Below are 14,448 nucleotides of genomic sequence, written 5' to 3'. Positions count from 1 at the left end.
TCATATAAAAGATTGGTTCTGTGGGCTAAGCCCACAGAACCAATCTTTTATATTACCATTTCTAATAGCCGATCGCTGCGAGATCAGGATGGAAACTGCCAACTTTGAGACGATGGACTTCTGTTTCCATTACACCATTGGGATACAGACGCAAATGGCGAAATCCGGGAGGTTGACTGTCAATTTGGAACTTAGGATTTTGTGGCTCAAACTGAATACAAGTCGAAGGGGTCACTAAACACCGCACGGAATTATGGGGAGTTTCGTAAATTTGGTCGAAGTCTTGATGGGCATGTCCATTCAATACAACTTCTATTTGTGGATGGCGATCGCAAATTTCCCAGAATTGACCTTGATTTTCCAAACAAATACCATCCATCCATTTAGAACCAAGTGGCACAGCAGGATGATGAAAGGCGATTAAAGTAGGGCGATCAGGATGTGCTGCCAGCGTATCTTCTAGCCATAATAATTCTGATGCTGCTAAGTATCCATGTACTGCGCCAACGACAACTGAACTAAGTAACAAAATTCGCCACTTACCAACATCTAGCGATCGGCTGAGGTGAACATATTCGCTTGGTAAATGCGTTTGCATTAAGGGCAAATCATCATGATTACCAGCTAAGCAATAGGAATGAATCCCAAACTGATCCAGCGATCGCCGCAAGCGATCATAGGATGCAGCACTACCATCTTGAGTCAAATCCCCCGTCAAAAGCAATAAATCAATCTGTGCCAAGGTTCTTTTAACATCAATTAAAACCTCTTGAAAAGAGGCTTCGGTTTGAATGCCAACCAAAGACTGTTCGATATCTTCAAATAGATGAATATCAGTTAATTGGGCAATGGAAACGAAACTACCATAATTCATTGGATTCTTTATACTACCTAGGCTTGTACAGCTAAGCTTTACAGCGTTTTGCGCTCAAACCCGAACCAATAATTTTTGTAAAAGTGTTGCTTCGCAACACTTTTACAAAAATTATTGTGGTTCTTTGATCGGTAATTGCTGTAAGTAGCAACTATTTATTTCTATTGTTATATTGTTACTTTTTGAGAATACTTTGATGCATCTAAGAAAGTAATAACTGCTCAGCCCATAGAGCAGAACGAGACTTTTAATCTGTTTACATTATTGTTTGAAACATTGTCAAAAAACTAAGGCAAAAAGCAGATGTAAAAATCATATGTCTGCTTATTAACTTATGATATCTGTAGTCGGTGCAATGTGATTTGTATCACAGCACATCTAAACTCTATGTTATTTGGCAAGTCTCGAACCTATAACGATCCTATCCATGGCGCGATTACTCTTGATAGCAACGATCGCACTGAAGCTTTATTAATTCAATTAATTGATACACCTGAATTCCAGCGCTTGAGACGGATTCGCCAACTTGATATTGCCTATTTTACATTTCATGGGGCTGAGGGTTCACGATTCACCCATTCTCTAGGTGTAATGGCTTTGACCCGTCGTGCCTTTGATGTGATCGCCACTAAATATCCTTATCTGACGATCCATCGGACAGTTGTCTTAGTCGCGGCGTTGCTTCACGATCTTGGGCATGGAGCCTATAGCCATGCATCGGAAGAAGTGTTTGGAAGTAATCATGAAATATGGACTTTACGATTATTAAAGTTCGGCAAAATTACTGAGGTTCTCAATAACTTTTCGACGGACTTAATTACTGACTTAGAAAAAGTATTTACCAAAAAATATGCAGTGCCATTAATCTATCAACTAATTTCTAGTCAAATCGATTGCGATCGCCTTGATTATCTAGAACGTGATAGTTATTTCACGGGTGCTAAATATGGACAGTTAGATCTTGATCGCATTTTATTAGCTCTACGTTTTGATCCAATTTCTCAGAACTTAGTAATTGGGCGAAAGGGGATGGTAGCGATCGAGCATTATTTGACTGTGCGCTATTTTATGTATTTGCAGGTTTACAACCATCCCAAAAACCTAGCGGCAAGATTCTTGTTAGAAAGGATTTTTCGGAGGGCAAAGATTTTAATTTCTGTGGGAGAAATATTTAGCGATCGCACCATGACGGCTTGGCTAACTCAAGATCCGCAATCGCTTACCTGTGAGGAATATTTCGCCTCCGATGACACCGTGTTTGCCTATCATATGTATCGATGGCGCGATAGCAGCGATCGCACGCTTGCGGATTTATGTCGTCGTTTTTTAGATCGCGATTTATTCCGAGCTACTGATATTTCGCATTTAGATGACATTCAGCAACAGGAGAGTCTCGAAAGTTGGCGCGAGAAATTAACTTCTCAAGGGCTAGAACCTAAGTACTATTGTGGAATTCGGGTGGCGCGGACTAAAGGTTATAGCATTTACAAACAAGGGATCAATGTCCAGACTGAGCAAGGTTTACAGGATATTGCAAGGTTATCGCCACTGGTACAGGCGATCGTGCAGCCAATTCAAAGAGCGTGGCTAGTGCATCCGTAATCCCAAAACACAAAAGGGCTATGCTCTTTTGTGTTTTTAAAACCCTTACTGGGTTTTGTTTTTAATTCCATCGCTTTGCGCTCAAAAAATTTCTTGTTAATTAAAAAATGGGCGGGCTTTGCCCGCCCATTTTTTAATTAACTTTTCCAACTAGCCAATAGGTCATCATTTCGCCTTTGCCTTTGACAGCAATCAAACCACGTTGCTCAAAATTAAATTGATCGCGTAACCGTAAATATGTACCCTCGGTAACTTGAATACACTTCGGTGTTCCCAATGACTCCATCCGACTAGCGACGTTGACCGTATCACCCCAAAGATCATAAATAAATTTCTTCGTTCCAATCACACCCGCAATGACTGGACCCGAATTAATGCCAATTCGCATCGAAATTTGGATGCCTTCACGGGACTTAACTTGAGAGATTGCTTTCTGCATATCGAGAGCCATATTGGCGATCGCCGCCGCATGATCGGTTCTTGGCTCAGGTAATCCACTCACCACCATATAGGCATCACCGATGGTTTTGATCTTTTCGAGTTTGTATTGATCACACAAATTATCAAACATCGAAAAAATACGGTTGAGCAGACCGACCAACTGGACTGGTGACATATTACAAGAAAGTTCGGTAAAGCCCACGATATCCGCAAATAGAACTGATACTTCTTCAAATCCATCCGCCATTGAGGCGCGACTATGCTTGAGTTTTTTGGCAATCTTCTCAGGCAACATATTCAGCAATAACCGCTCAGAACGTTCTTGTTCGGCTCGCAGTTCTTGAAGTATGCAAATGCGTTCTGTGACATCGCGAAAATACCAAACCATCCCATAGAACTTACCGTCGGGAGAATGCACCTGTCCTGAATAGCAATCAATCACGCGGCGATCGGCAAGATAAATTTCTTGTTGAGTATACTTCTCAGGAGAATCATAGGCATTTTCAAGGGCTTCAACTAATCCATCAGGCAGTTGGAGGTGATGTTGCAAGAGGCTCAGCAACCCCCCAAATTCCACAGATTGGAGAACTGATTCAGGAATTTGCCATAACTCACAAAATCGATTGTTATAGCTAACAATCCGTCCTTGCTCATCTACTGCTAACACTCCATCAACAGAGGCTTCACGCTGGGCTGTCAGAAGTGAGTTACTGCGCTTTAAAGCTTCTTCAAATTCTTTGCGTTGGGTAATATTGGAGAATTCACGTGATCGCACAAGGGAAATAGCGAGTTGTTGACAGAGCGATCGTAAAACTTGTAAGTAATCAGTTTGCAGTAGTTTTTGACTAAGGCGATCTTCTAAATAAATTGCTCCCAATAGTTCACCAGCCTCGCTTAGAGGAATGCATACCCCTGCTTGAGGAGAATGCGCTAACCAATAGGGATCGTCAGCAAAATGAGAATCGAGATTGTCTTGATTCCAGATGGTTTCTGTGCGATTGTCGAGGGTATAACGCACCATTAATATTGGCAAACTAGAAACATCAGCATTGGCAAGAGTCAGACTCTGTTCGATTTCTAAATTTGGCGATCGCTCCGAAATCATGGCAGCGATCACAAATTTTTCACCATTCGCTAAAATCACAACGCCTGATTGTGCTTCCGATAACTCTAGTAATGCTGAAAGACTAAGATTAACTAACTTATCAACATTTAACTCTCGTGAAATATCCTGTGCAGCTTGGAATGCTGCAACAAGATTAACCTGTGACTGATTTGCCTCATTTGTTGCGCTCATCAATTTTATTTATCCCCGCATCTTGAGGGCAAATAATTGATCTGCGATCGTAATTGGAACAATGACATATATCAATCAGAGCCTGAAAAACTTGCTCAACCCTAACTCAAATAATCAATTTGTAGCATCAGACATTTTACTGAACATCTATAGCTAATACCAAAACATACAATGGCTACGCCATTGTATGTTTTTAAAATCCTTACTGGGTTTGTTGTTTAACCCACAAAAGTATCGTCACACTTTTGTGAATTGTTATAATCCCAAGAGGGAGTTGCGACGCTTCCCTCTTGGGGTTTAGTTTTGTATTTTTTTGTTGTAGCCATTTTGATAATCGTTAAAAACTCGATCCTGCTTGCTTTAGAAATTCGATTTCCTCGTCTGTGGAGGTTCTTCCTAAAATGCTATTTCTATGGGGATATCGCCCAAATTTCTCAATGATTTGTTTGTGCTTAATCTCAAAATCCAGATTGTTTTGAATGCCGATGTTCAGATATAAATCCATAGCAATTTCATGTATTTTCAGGGATTCACTGTGCATAAAAGGCATATAAAGAAAGATCCTTTCTGTTGGGGTTAACTCTAAATCTGCTTTAGAGGCGATCGCTTCTTGGGATAAAGCCAAAGCCAATGAGTCATGGGCGAAAGCTCGCCATGAATTTCTAAACATATTTCTTGAAAATTGATCGAGAACAATGATTTCGGCAAGTCTCCCCCTAGGATCTGCTCTCCATTCAAAAAGCTCGCATTGAATAGCTTTGGCATGAACTTCTGCAAATCGCTCAATGATCAAGTTATCAAAATCATTATCTTTTTTCCACCATTGAGATTGATCGATTTCTTCAAACCAAAATGTCAAAATGTCTTTGTACATAGTCGATCCCAAATCAAATAACTACTTCCTTTGGAGCATCAGTTAGGAGCTAGAAAGAGGCAAGATGAGACGGCTGAGAATGCGATTATCCTCTAGTTGATAGAGAGATAGCTCACCACCCGCCTCTAGCATCAGACTTTGACAAATCGCGAGATGTAGCCCAGGGGGTTGATCTAGTAACGAAGGTGATAGCGGATCGATCGCTCTACCTTGATGAAGCTCTTGCAGTAAAGACGCATCAACCACACCGTAGTCAGTAATTGATAGTTCTAAAAGCTTTTCGTCAATCTGACGACACCAGAGATCGATGCGACCACCAACCTCTGATCGCCCACAAGCAAACAACAACAACTCGTTTAAAATCATTTCCATCTTAGCGATGTCACCACCCACGACCACATTGGCTTGGTTATGTACCTGCGACCAAATTTGCCGTTGTTTTACCAACGAATCAACGCGCTCTAAAGCCCGTTTGAGCATACCTGCAAGGGGGGCAGTTTCATAGTTAGGACGCAACCGCCATTGCTCCTTACGGATAATTTGTGGGAGTGGCGATAGAGAACCCTGTAATTGCTTGAGAGAACTTTGCAAAGTAATGTTATTAATGCCGCCAGTGCCATTTGCCCTAGCATCAGTATCTAATAAACGCTGCACTCCAGTGCTAACAGTGCGATAGATATCTTCTAGACGACGATGCTTGTACCAGTTGAGACGTTCCAATTCCTGACGATTGTGCTTGAGGTGATCAACTAGTAAGAGATGGCGGCGCGACCAAGCTAGCTGATTAGCTAACATGTTAAATGCTTGCAATTGGCGATCGATCCAGCGTCGTCCCACGCGATCAGCAACCAAAATCATCCCTGTCGGCTGATGTTCAGGAGTTGTGCGTAACGCAGTCACCATTAAATGTCCAAGGGCAGGTGCATTTAGCCAAGCTTTCGTCTGTTCTGGCAAATCGTGAATACTCAGAGGCAGAATTCCCTCACTTTGGATCGCCCACTGGGCAAGAGGATCTTCTTCGATCGCCAACAGAGTTTCGCTAATTGTGAGTTGATATTCGTCACGACTGGCAAATACTGAAGCAATTTGTCCACCTTGCCGACCAGGGAGCCATACTACTAGTACAGCTAGAGGCGATTGGGTAACCTGAGCCATTAACTGCGTGGCTGTGTGATGCAGTTTCTCAAGAGCATTGCATTGTTGCAGTGCAACTAAACCAAACTGAACCGCCTGATGCGACTTTTGACGTTCATCGGACAAGCGCTGCAATTCATTTTGGTGAACAATTAATCCAATCTGTTGAGCCACTGCTTGCACCATTTCTCGTTCTGGGCGTGACCATGTGCGTGGCGCTTCGTGGGCAACAGCGAGAATACCTTCGAGGGACTTCCCAATCGAAGTACTACTAACGATCATCGATCGCACATCTAGATCAAGTAAGGGCGTTCGCCATGAGAGAAACTTAAAATCGCTATCGAGATTTTCGACAGTTGCGGCATCGGGAGACTGCTCCATCATCTGCACATCAACGGGAGCTAATCCTGGCAAGATCGTGGGGAGCGGGCGGCGATTTTTAGGATGATACTGAAAATCAATCTTAAATACATCGTTATCTTTGTCGTAGGTTGCCACCCAAAAGCGTTCTAGACCTAGACGCTGACATAGCTGTTCCGCAGCTTGATCGAGAGCGCTTTGCCAATCATTATCGGAATAGATCGCCCTTGCAATCCCTGCGGTGAGAATTTGATCGGAAGCAATGCGGTCAAGAGTCACTTCCATTTCTTCTAGGGGTGCAGTAATGGCAGCTAGTTGTGCCGCACCGCGCACAAAATTACGCTCATCATCTGTCCAGAGTCGGGGTTCATCACCTTCCACTGACAAAAAGCCTAAGAGTTCTGATTGAAAAAATATCGGCGCAATAATAATCGAAACTGCCCCAAATTGTTCCATAACCCGATTGCTAACTTCGCCCTTGGTCATAGACTTAGCATCAACTACCACCACTACCTGATCTTTGGATAAAGCCTGATAAAGGTTAGGGGCGTTTTGGACAGTTACTCCAGCCGTATTGTCCACAGCTTGCTTAGATTTTGGACCTGGTTGGCGATTGGCAATCCTCCGCCAGAAATATTGATGTTCACGCTCAAACCAATAAATGCTGGTGTGATCGGGCATGACAAAGTTATGGGTTTCCTGCACAATCTCTTCAAGGCGCTCGTTAAGTGCAGGAACATTGCGGATTTTTGAGAGGATTTGCAGTAATGGCTCATCAGGACGCTTGGTGTTGTGATGATGCCACTCATCATCAAGACGACTGAGGGTTGACCCAAGCGTACCAAGAACAACCGATAGTCTGGCTCTTTCTTCGTTACGCGGGGTAACATTCCATAGGGTCGAACCTAAAAGGACTACGCCAAAGCTGCGATCGCGATGGTAGATCGGCCAAAGCAATGTGCCTTGAATATCGAACTTTTGGGCTAATTTTTGCCATTCGCCACTACGTTTCTCTTGACGCAGATCAGCGATCGGTACAGGCTTGCGTTGCAAAATCACCTGATCAAGTAGATCACCCGCATTGAGATTAAATCGCTCTTTTAAAAATTTGATTTCACCCGCAGGGGTCGTCCCACCTTTACCTGTAAGTCGGTGGTTTTCTGCGTCATACAGCCCAATCCAGAGCAGTTTGTACTCAAAATTGTCTCGAAGATAATCGAGGGTTGCAGTCAATAGGTTGTCAATACTGTCCTCATCACGCAAGAACTGCATGATTCGCCCAAGGTTAACAAATTGGCGATCCCATGGGTTAGCTCCTGCTTGACTCATATTTTTGCCCTGACGTTTTTAGACTTAGGTATGGTTAGAGCGACGTAGCGAAATAAAATGAAATTTTTTAGAAATTTAAGATTATCAAAAGTATTCCAACACAATCGTACAATCTTTAGCTTAGAAAGTCAGCAACACACCATACTTTTATTGATTTTTATTAACTTTGGATAAGTACTTATCCAAAATAAATTATCTAAACCCATAAAGTTGCGCCCCTGCGGGGCGCAACTTTTTAGTATTTATTTCCTTCCCATCCAAGATGAGGTGTTGTGGCGCAAAGCGCTACAACACCTCATCTTGGAGAATTAGCTTCCTATAAGCCATTCTAGCGATCGCTCACCGATTTGCAGAGGAATGCTCACCGCTTTACCGAGTCTGGGGCGTTCCTTGGTCATTTCAATAAATTTTTGGACTTGCTCAACTACACCCCAATCACTGAGATAGGAGGCGATCGTGTCCAGATGTTGAATAAATTCGGCTTCGTTCATTGAAAAGGATTGTTGCTCTTGATAGCGCCACATTACTTGCAAGAAAATTTTACCCTGTGTTTTGCGTAATTGTACGTCATAGGAATAGTCCCATTTGTTGGCGATCGCCTGACGGAGTTCTGCGCCTGTCATAGTTTCTAAATTTTTTTGCTTACAGCGCAAAGCGCTGTAAAACATCTTATACCAATTCACAAAAGTGTCGGCACACTTTTGTGAATTCAAAACTAAACCCAGTAAGGGTTTTAAAAACACCCTACATCATCGCCTTACCCAAATGACCTTGAGCATCTTGCAATAATTTCTCGGCAGTAGCTATATCTAAATTTTTCCAATGCATTAACAAAGCTAATTTCACCCGCTTGCCCGATCGCTCTAGCAATTGGGCTGCATCCTCACGACTGCTCGATGTGAGATCGCGAATAATCCGAATGGCGCGATCTTCGAGCTTGCTATTGGTGACAGCGACATCAATCATCCGATTGCCATAAACTTTACCAAGCTGCACCATCACACCCGTGGAGATCGTATTTAGTACGAGTTTTGTAGCTGTCCCAGCTTTTAGTCTGGTTGATCCTGTCAAAACTTCGGCTCCTACTAATGGACGGATCTCGATATCGTACTGGCTGGGAAATTGGTCAGGTGGCACGCAACAAAAAAAGACCGTTTTCGCACCTCGATACTTGGCTTCGTTGAGCGCTCCGTGGACATAGGGTGTGGTTCCGCCTGCGGTAATGCCAAAGACAACGTCGAGATCGCATATATTTCTTTCGGCGATCGCATCTTTGCCGTCATCTTCGCGATCTTCGAGGGCTTCGGAACTGCGTACCATAGCATTCATCCCACCCGCCAAGACGCCTTGAATCAGTTCAGGATCACTACAAAAAGTGGGCGGACATTCAGCAGCATCTAGCACACCAAGCCGACCACTCGTACCAGCACCCACATAAAACAATCGACCACCACTCGCGATCGCCTCAGCAATCATCGTAATCGCGGCGGCGATCGCTTCTTTTTCGATACCGACTGCGGCAACGGCTTTAGCATCCTCTTGGTTAAACAGTTCAACAATTTCTAAGGCACTGAGTCGATCCAAATTTTGGCTATGGGGATTTGCTTGCTCGGTCAACAAATAACCGCGATCGCCATTGTTCACTGCACTATTGATTGCGCTATTCACTGTCCAAACTCAACTCTTGCTTTTTCGACAATTTCTGCGGTAATCGTATCACTACCTGCGGCTTGAGCGAGTTGCTCGATTCTTTGACGCGCTTGCGATCGCACAAAGTAGGGAATATTTTTGTACTTGACTTTTGCCTCGGCAGTCCAAGTTAAGCCCTCATCATAATCCGATTTTTGCATGGTTTTCTCTATAAACTAGCGATCGCTAGTATGCCATCACCTTAGTTTTCAGCAAAATTTACTTCGTGTAGATTTACAATCATGCTTTAAACCCGAAAAGGTCGTCTCCAGCAAACCCCAAAAGCTGTGGCGCACGCTGCGCGTGCGCCACAGCTTTTGGGGTTTGCTACTTACAACCAATTACCAATTAAGGTAAAGGAAGACCAAAAGTAAGGATGCTTTAGATCAACGCCTCTGGTATCGACTTGGAATGGAATATTCGGAAATCCTTTGATTCCAAGGATTTGGTTATTCTTAATCGTTACTTCACCATGCAAAAATGCTAATTGAGCTTCTTGCAAGGCGATAGCCTTGCTGGGTGCTGTAGGCAGTCCACGATAAAAACGAATCATTAAGGGAGCCGTACCTGCATCACTGACTGTCCAGAGAGAAGCCAAGACACTCTTTGCACCCGAATCTACTGCTAAACCTGCTAAGCCTAGATTTTGTCCCACTGCGGTTTCACAGGCGCTAAGAGTCAGTAAATCCGTCACTAGATTCATCTTCGAGATTTGATTCATTTGTAAGCGATCGCCCCAAAATTGAATGAAAGATTCCTCTGGTGACTGTTTGACAAATTTGGCATGGGTAGCAAGATGGATAATCCCAAAATTTTGACTACTAGTTTGCGATCGCAAATTATCCTTGGTAAAAGAGCTATTCATAAAGTTTTTGCCAACTAACACCTGCGAAGAAATCGTCTCAACTTCTACTTTGGTAGCAGGTAAGGGCGACCAGCCTTCGACAGATTCAGATAAGCCCATCGCTAGAATTTGGGGAGTCAGAGCGCGATCGGGATGGTTGGGTTCTGTTAACTGCCAAGATGGAATCGTCGTGACTGCATATTTCTCAATCAGATAACGCTTGCCATCATGGAATGCGGCTGGTGGCACGACGCGCAAATTGCCATTCATCACAAATACAAGGGTTTTTACTTGAGACTTTTCTAGCTCAGGTTCCATTGGGCGCACTACCCAATCATAAAGCTGCTGTGACTGTGGTAAAAAGTCTTCGGAACTGGTGTCGCGCAAATTGTTACGAAAGTCAATGATCACGCGATCAACGTCTTCAGTCGTAACGTTATAGGCAACCTTCCGAAATGGAGTCCCACTGGTTTGATTGTTTTGAGCCAATGGAATTCCAAATTTTTCCTGTAAAGATTTAGCGCCAATCCGAGTCCGCGAGAATATTCCCGCAGGTCGATTGGGGCTAGAAGGTGGTACGCCAATTAGTTCTAAACCACCTTTAGAAGTGGTGACATAAATTAGCGCTGTCGGGCTACCTGTCAATTTAGAAATCCGATCCACTTCTGTGGCATAGCAGTCATTACTGTCGGGTTGAAGCGATCGCATCCGTTTGCGTAAATAAGCCTCTAGTTCCGCGCTATATCCTTTTTCGAGGGCATTACAAGCTTGGGGCAATTGATTTTGGACAGCATATTGCCTTGCTAACAGGAAGTATAGTCTCCCAATTTGTCCACGAATTTCGGCAATATCAGGGGACAGATCCACCTGTTGTTGATCACTATTGCCAGAACGACTTAAAGAATTGATCAGGTTTAAAATGATAAACGGATCAAGCCCGCCGCTAGAAGGAGGTCGTGAATGATTTTCATTGCTATCGGGATATCGTGATGGGTAATTGGATTGCGATCGTGCAGATTTGGGAACATTCAACGACAGCATCGCGAATATCAAGGAAAGAGACCATAATAGAAAATATCGCATATGAGTTTGCTCCTAAATTTCCTTGGGGTTCTCTGAAGTAATTCTAGTAGCGTGGCGAAGCCACGCTACTAGAATTACTTCTATTTTAAAGTTATTTTGAGTCCACCCGCAGGGCAATTGTCGTACTTCGGCGTTGTGGCTTAACTGGTTGATTGTTTTTTACATCATTCTTTTCAGTTGTTTGTAGACTTCATCATCGTTCCGTTTATCAATTAGTAGGATTTCTAGCGTTTGTTCGTCCACACAATAAACTATTCGATATTCACCAATATCGGCTCTGTGATAGGGATATCCTTTCAATTTTAGAGAATCTTGAGGATAAGGATTTGAAGTCAGTTCGGTAATTTTGATTGCTACTTGTTTGGCGTGTTTATCTGGTAGTTTTTTTAAGCGCTTAACAGCTTGTCGAGACAGGTTAATCTTAAGCATTCAGAATTTCTGATAGTAAAGCTTCACTTTCTGTAATACCAATAAAACCTTCTTGCCTAGCTTGTTCTGCTTTTAAAGCCAAAAATTGATTTTCTAAATTTAAAAATCTCTCAAACTCCTCAATTGACATCATAATTGCGACACTACGACCTTTTTTAGCTATTTGCACTGGTTCTCTACGAGCTAGGTCTAATAGTTCTCCAAAGCGGTTTTTAGCTTCTGATGCACCTAATGTTTTCATGGTTACTGCTCCTAATTTTGCTCTTAGCTATTATAGCCATTTTAGCTATTTTAGCCATGATTACCTGTCTCAAAAACAAATTAATCAGCGATCTTACAGAAATAGCTAAAGGTACTGCAATTTAATGAGAAACCGATTTTTGATGGTGCGCGAAGCCGCACCATCAAAAATCGGTTTTACGGCAACTTCTATTTTAAAGTCATTTTGATGCCACCAGCAGGAGCAAGAGTGACACCTCGGCGTTGTGGCTTAACTGGTTTATGCTCGGCTAACTCCAAATCAAAATTAGATAGAATTGTTGCCAAAACGATCTTCATCTCAAATTGGGCTAAAGCCTCACCTACACAGCGACGCACACCGCCACCAAAGGGCATAAACTCATAGGGCGAAAATTGATGCTCTAAAAATCGCTCTGGTCTGAACTGATTAGGCTCAGGATACAATTCTTCACGATGGTGTAAGAGATAGATGCAACCAAGCACAATCGTATTTGACTCAAGTTTATACCCCAATAGTTCCACAGGCTCTTGAACCACTCTAGGAAAAGTGAGCATTCCTACTGGATAAATGCGTAGAGTCTCGTTGCAAACTGCGGTTAGGTAAGGCAATCGAAAAATGCTCATCCAATCCGTTGGATCGGTGACGCTCTTTAACTCATGCGATAGTTTCTCTTTGATATCTGGCAAGTGATGAATCCAATATAAAGCCCAAGACATGGCTGTGGCTGTGGTTTCATGTCCTGCTAGTAACAAAGCAAGTAGTTCGTCATGTAATTCTAGATCGGTCATTCCCTTTCCTTCTTCGTCACTGGCGGATAGGAGCATTGCTAGAATATCAGTGCGGCTTGGATCGGGATGGGCGCGACGTTCGGCGATTTCTAAGTAGATTAATTTATCGATTTGTTCTTTTTGTCGGACAAAGTTGCCCCAAGGACTCCAAGCACCTAAATCTTTTTGTAGAGATGGAAAGAAGAGGGCTGCTGAGGTGAAGGGTGAGTTAAATAGCTCGGTCATTTGGCTCATCAGTTTTTTTAGTTGCTGACAGCGATCGCCTTCATATAAACCAAATACTGCCTGTAGGATAATTTGTAGCGAGATGTCCTGCATGGCATCGCGGACAGAAAAACTCTTATTTTGAGTTTTATTGGCTTCTAATTTTTGGAATACTTTGGTGGTTATTTCAAAGACTAGCTGTCCATAGTTTTGCATCCGTGAGCCATGAAAGGAGGGCATTACTAGTTGTCGCCGCTTTTTGTGGCGATCGCCGTCTAGCATCATTACCGATGCATCGCCCATGATTGGTTTTAAAATCCCATTCAGTTCCCCTGGGGCATTAAATTGTTTGCGATCGTTGGTGAGGATTTGCTGGATGGCTTGGGGTTCGTTCACAAATACAATCGAGCTACCGAAACCAACAATTTTGGCTGTAAATATATCTGGATATTTTCGTACTGCTGTCTCCATATAACCCACAGGATCGGCGACCCATTGAATTTGTTGCAATAACGAGATGGTTTCGATGGGGTTAATTGCGGTGACCATTTTGTGTTTTTTGATTTCGGTTTGTTTTTATTTTATATCAGCCACTCTTGTTCAATACGTTCTAAGTCTTTGATTGCGCCGAGTTGTTGATAGATGGTTTTGGCTTTGTCGTAGTATTGCTGAGCAAGGGTGATGAGTCAGAATCTAAGAATCAGGCATGATCACTGGAATTTGTTGGTTGCGGAGCTTGCGATAAATCCTAAAATCGCTATCGATTGTCAGTACGGATGCATTTGGGTAGATTTCTGACATTCTGACTAAACAAGCATCAGCTAAGGACATTGGAACTGATGAGTAGCTTTGCATTAGCTGTTCGATAAATTCGATTTCATCTCTTAGTTGAAAAGCTATTTCAATGTAGCCTTGACTAACTAATTGCAAAATCTTTTCTTTGCCTGAGCGGACTTTTTGCAACAAAAACAGGTTTCTGTTAGAACTGGTTCACAGGTCAGGAGGGGATAACGCACATCTGATAATGAGGTGACAGCCCATTGATGGAATTTGTCATTAGGCATAAGGTAGGCTACTAAGACACCTGTATCCGCGATTACGACCTTTGACATTATTCACCAAACCCTTGCATATAGCAATCCTAAATGATTTGTGAGAAAAAGCCATAGGTAAAAAGCTTTGGGAAATTAAAAATTTGTCGATGAGTAAAAAACTCAAAAAAGAACTTAACTGTCGCAAAAGATTTACATAAATGATAG

At 42.8% G+C, this 14,448-nt stretch carries 13 protein-coding genes and 2 pseudogenes; 1 reads left to right on the top strand and 14 read right to left on the bottom strand.

Going from position 1 to position 14,448, the window contains the following annotated elements; all coding sequences use genetic code 11:
* Nucleotides 1–61 precede the first annotated feature (61 nt).
* Nucleotides 62–874 (bottom strand): 3',5'-cyclic-AMP phosphodiesterase, encoded by an 813-nt coding sequence (gene cpdA, locus B9G53_RS21585; RefSeq protein ID WP_094535527.1) that lies wholly within the window; start codon nt 872–874, stop codon nt 62–64.
* Nucleotides 875–1,261: 387 nt separating this feature from the next.
* Here cpdA and B9G53_RS21580 point away from each other — a divergent pair, with 387 nt between their 5' ends.
* Nucleotides 1,262–2,476 (top strand): HD domain-containing protein, encoded by a 1,215-nt coding sequence (locus B9G53_RS21580; protein ID WP_094535526.1) that lies wholly within the window; start codon nt 1,262–1,264, stop codon nt 2,474–2,476.
* Nucleotides 2,477–2,609: 133 nt separating this feature from the next.
* Here the strand turns inward: B9G53_RS21580 and B9G53_RS21575 are convergent, their stop codons facing one another.
* The 13 genes and pseudogenes from B9G53_RS21575 to B9G53_RS29165 form a co-directional block, all read right to left on the bottom strand.
* Entirely contained in the window at nt 2,610–3,692 is a 1,083-nt protein-coding gene (locus tag B9G53_RS21575) for an adenylate/guanylate cyclase domain-containing protein (RefSeq protein ID WP_369683012.1), read from the bottom strand.
* A 12-nt stretch (nt 3,693–3,704) separates the two neighbouring features.
* A pseudogene (locus B9G53_RS29170) lies at nt 3,705–4,214 on the bottom strand (GAF domain-containing protein); the annotation flags it as partial.
* Nucleotides 4,215–4,551: 337 nt separating this feature from the next.
* A complete protein-coding gene (locus B9G53_RS21570) occupies nt 4,552–5,088 on the bottom strand; it encodes a DUF924 family protein (RefSeq protein ID WP_094535524.1) in 537 nt (178 codons plus the stop codon).
* 42 nt (nt 5,089–5,130) lie between these two features.
* Nucleotides 5,131–7,911: a GAF domain-containing protein gene (locus B9G53_RS21565; protein WP_094535523.1), complete on the bottom strand. Its 2,781-nt coding sequence runs from the start codon at nt 7,909–7,911 to the stop codon at nt 5,131–5,133.
* Between the two features lie 308 nt (nt 7,912–8,219).
* A complete protein-coding gene (locus tag B9G53_RS21560; protein WP_094535586.1) occupies nt 8,220–8,534 on the bottom strand; it encodes a DUF3067 family protein in 315 nt (104 codons plus the stop codon).
* 121 nt (nt 8,535–8,655) lie between these two features.
* Nucleotides 8,656–9,579, bottom strand: a complete 924-nt coding sequence (gene murQ / locus B9G53_RS21555; RefSeq protein WP_254923765.1) for an N-acetylmuramic acid 6-phosphate etherase — start codon at nt 9,577–9,579, stop codon at nt 8,656–8,658.
* Entirely contained in the window at nt 9,576–9,761 is a 186-nt protein-coding gene (locus B9G53_RS21550) for a PCP reductase family protein (RefSeq protein WP_094535522.1), read from the bottom strand. The genes murQ and B9G53_RS21550 overlap by 4 nt, the downstream gene beginning before the upstream one ends.
* A 170-nt stretch (nt 9,762–9,931) precedes the next feature.
* Nucleotides 9,932–11,527 carry a CHAT domain-containing protein gene (locus B9G53_RS21545; protein ID WP_094535521.1) on the bottom strand — a complete coding sequence of 532 codons (1,596 nt, stop codon included), beginning with the start codon at nt 11,525–11,527 and terminating at the stop codon, nt 9,932–9,934.
* Between the two features lie 159 nt (nt 11,528–11,686).
* Nucleotides 11,687–11,956, bottom strand: coding sequence for a type II toxin-antitoxin system RelE/ParE family toxin (locus B9G53_RS21540; RefSeq protein ID WP_094535520.1), 270 nt, complete (start codon nt 11,954–11,956; stop codon nt 11,687–11,689).
* Complete coding sequence (locus tag B9G53_RS21535; RefSeq protein WP_094535519.1) at nt 11,949–12,197, bottom strand: type II toxin-antitoxin system Phd/YefM family antitoxin; 249 nt, start codon at nt 12,195–12,197, stop codon at nt 11,949–11,951. The genes B9G53_RS21540 and B9G53_RS21535 overlap by 8 nt, the downstream gene beginning before the upstream one ends.
* Nucleotides 12,198–12,385: 188 nt before the next feature.
* Nucleotides 12,386–13,738 carry a cytochrome P450 gene (locus tag B9G53_RS21530; RefSeq protein WP_094535518.1) on the bottom strand — a complete coding sequence of 451 codons (1,353 nt, stop codon included), beginning with the start codon at nt 13,736–13,738 and terminating at the stop codon, nt 12,386–12,388.
* A 144-nt stretch (nt 13,739–13,882) separates the two neighbouring features.
* Complete coding sequence (locus B9G53_RS21525; RefSeq protein ID WP_254923764.1) at nt 13,883–14,155, bottom strand: hypothetical protein; 273 nt, start codon at nt 14,153–14,155, stop codon at nt 13,883–13,885.
* Nucleotides 14,156–14,330: 175 nt separating this feature from the next.
* Nucleotides 14,331–14,448 (bottom strand): annotated as a pseudogene (locus B9G53_RS29165) (IS630 family transposase); the annotation flags it as partial.

This window comes from Pseudanabaena sp. SR411 (genome assembly GCF_002251945.1).
In the GTDB taxonomy this organism is placed as follows: Bacteria; Cyanobacteriota; Cyanobacteriia; order Pseudanabaenales; family Pseudanabaenaceae; genus Pseudanabaena.
The sequence above is the reverse complement of the archived record's forward strand: the minus strand, read 5'-3'. Positions and strand labels throughout refer to the sequence as shown.

Excerpts from the sequence above, each read along its gene's own strand:
- B9G53_RS21540 (WP_094535520.1), bottom strand. The coding sequence starts at position 11,956 with ATGCTTAAGATTAACCTGTCTCGACAAGCTGTTAAGCGCTTAAAAAAA.
- B9G53_RS21570 (WP_094535524.1), bottom strand. The coding sequence starts at position 5,088 with ATGTACAAAGACATTTTGACATTTTGGTTTGAAGAAATCGATCAATCT.
- B9G53_RS21550 (WP_094535522.1), bottom strand. The coding sequence starts at position 9,761 with ATGCAAAAATCGGATTATGATGAGGGCTTAACTTGGACTGCCGAGGCA.
- B9G53_RS21580 (WP_094535526.1), top strand. The coding sequence starts at position 1,262 with ATGTTATTTGGCAAGTCTCGAACCTATAACGATCCTATCCATGGCGCG.
- B9G53_RS21560 (WP_094535586.1), bottom strand. The coding sequence starts at position 8,534 with ATGACAGGCGCAGAACTCCGTCAGGCGATCGCCAACAAATGGGACTAT.
- B9G53_RS21565 (WP_094535523.1), bottom strand. The coding sequence starts at position 7,911 with ATGAGTCAAGCAGGAGCTAACCCATGGGATCGCCAATTTGTTAACCTT.
- B9G53_RS21530 (WP_094535518.1), bottom strand. The coding sequence starts at position 13,738 with ATGGTCACCGCAATTAACCCCATCGAAACCATCTCGTTATTGCAACAA.
- B9G53_RS21535 (WP_094535519.1), bottom strand. The coding sequence starts at position 12,197 with ATGAAAACATTAGGTGCATCAGAAGCTAAAAACCGCTTTGGAGAACTA.
- B9G53_RS21545 (WP_094535521.1), bottom strand. The coding sequence starts at position 11,527 with ATGCGATATTTTCTATTATGGTCTCTTTCCTTGATATTCGCGATGCTG.
- cpdA (WP_094535527.1), bottom strand. The coding sequence starts at position 874 with ATGAATTATGGTAGTTTCGTTTCCATTGCCCAATTAACTGATATTCAT.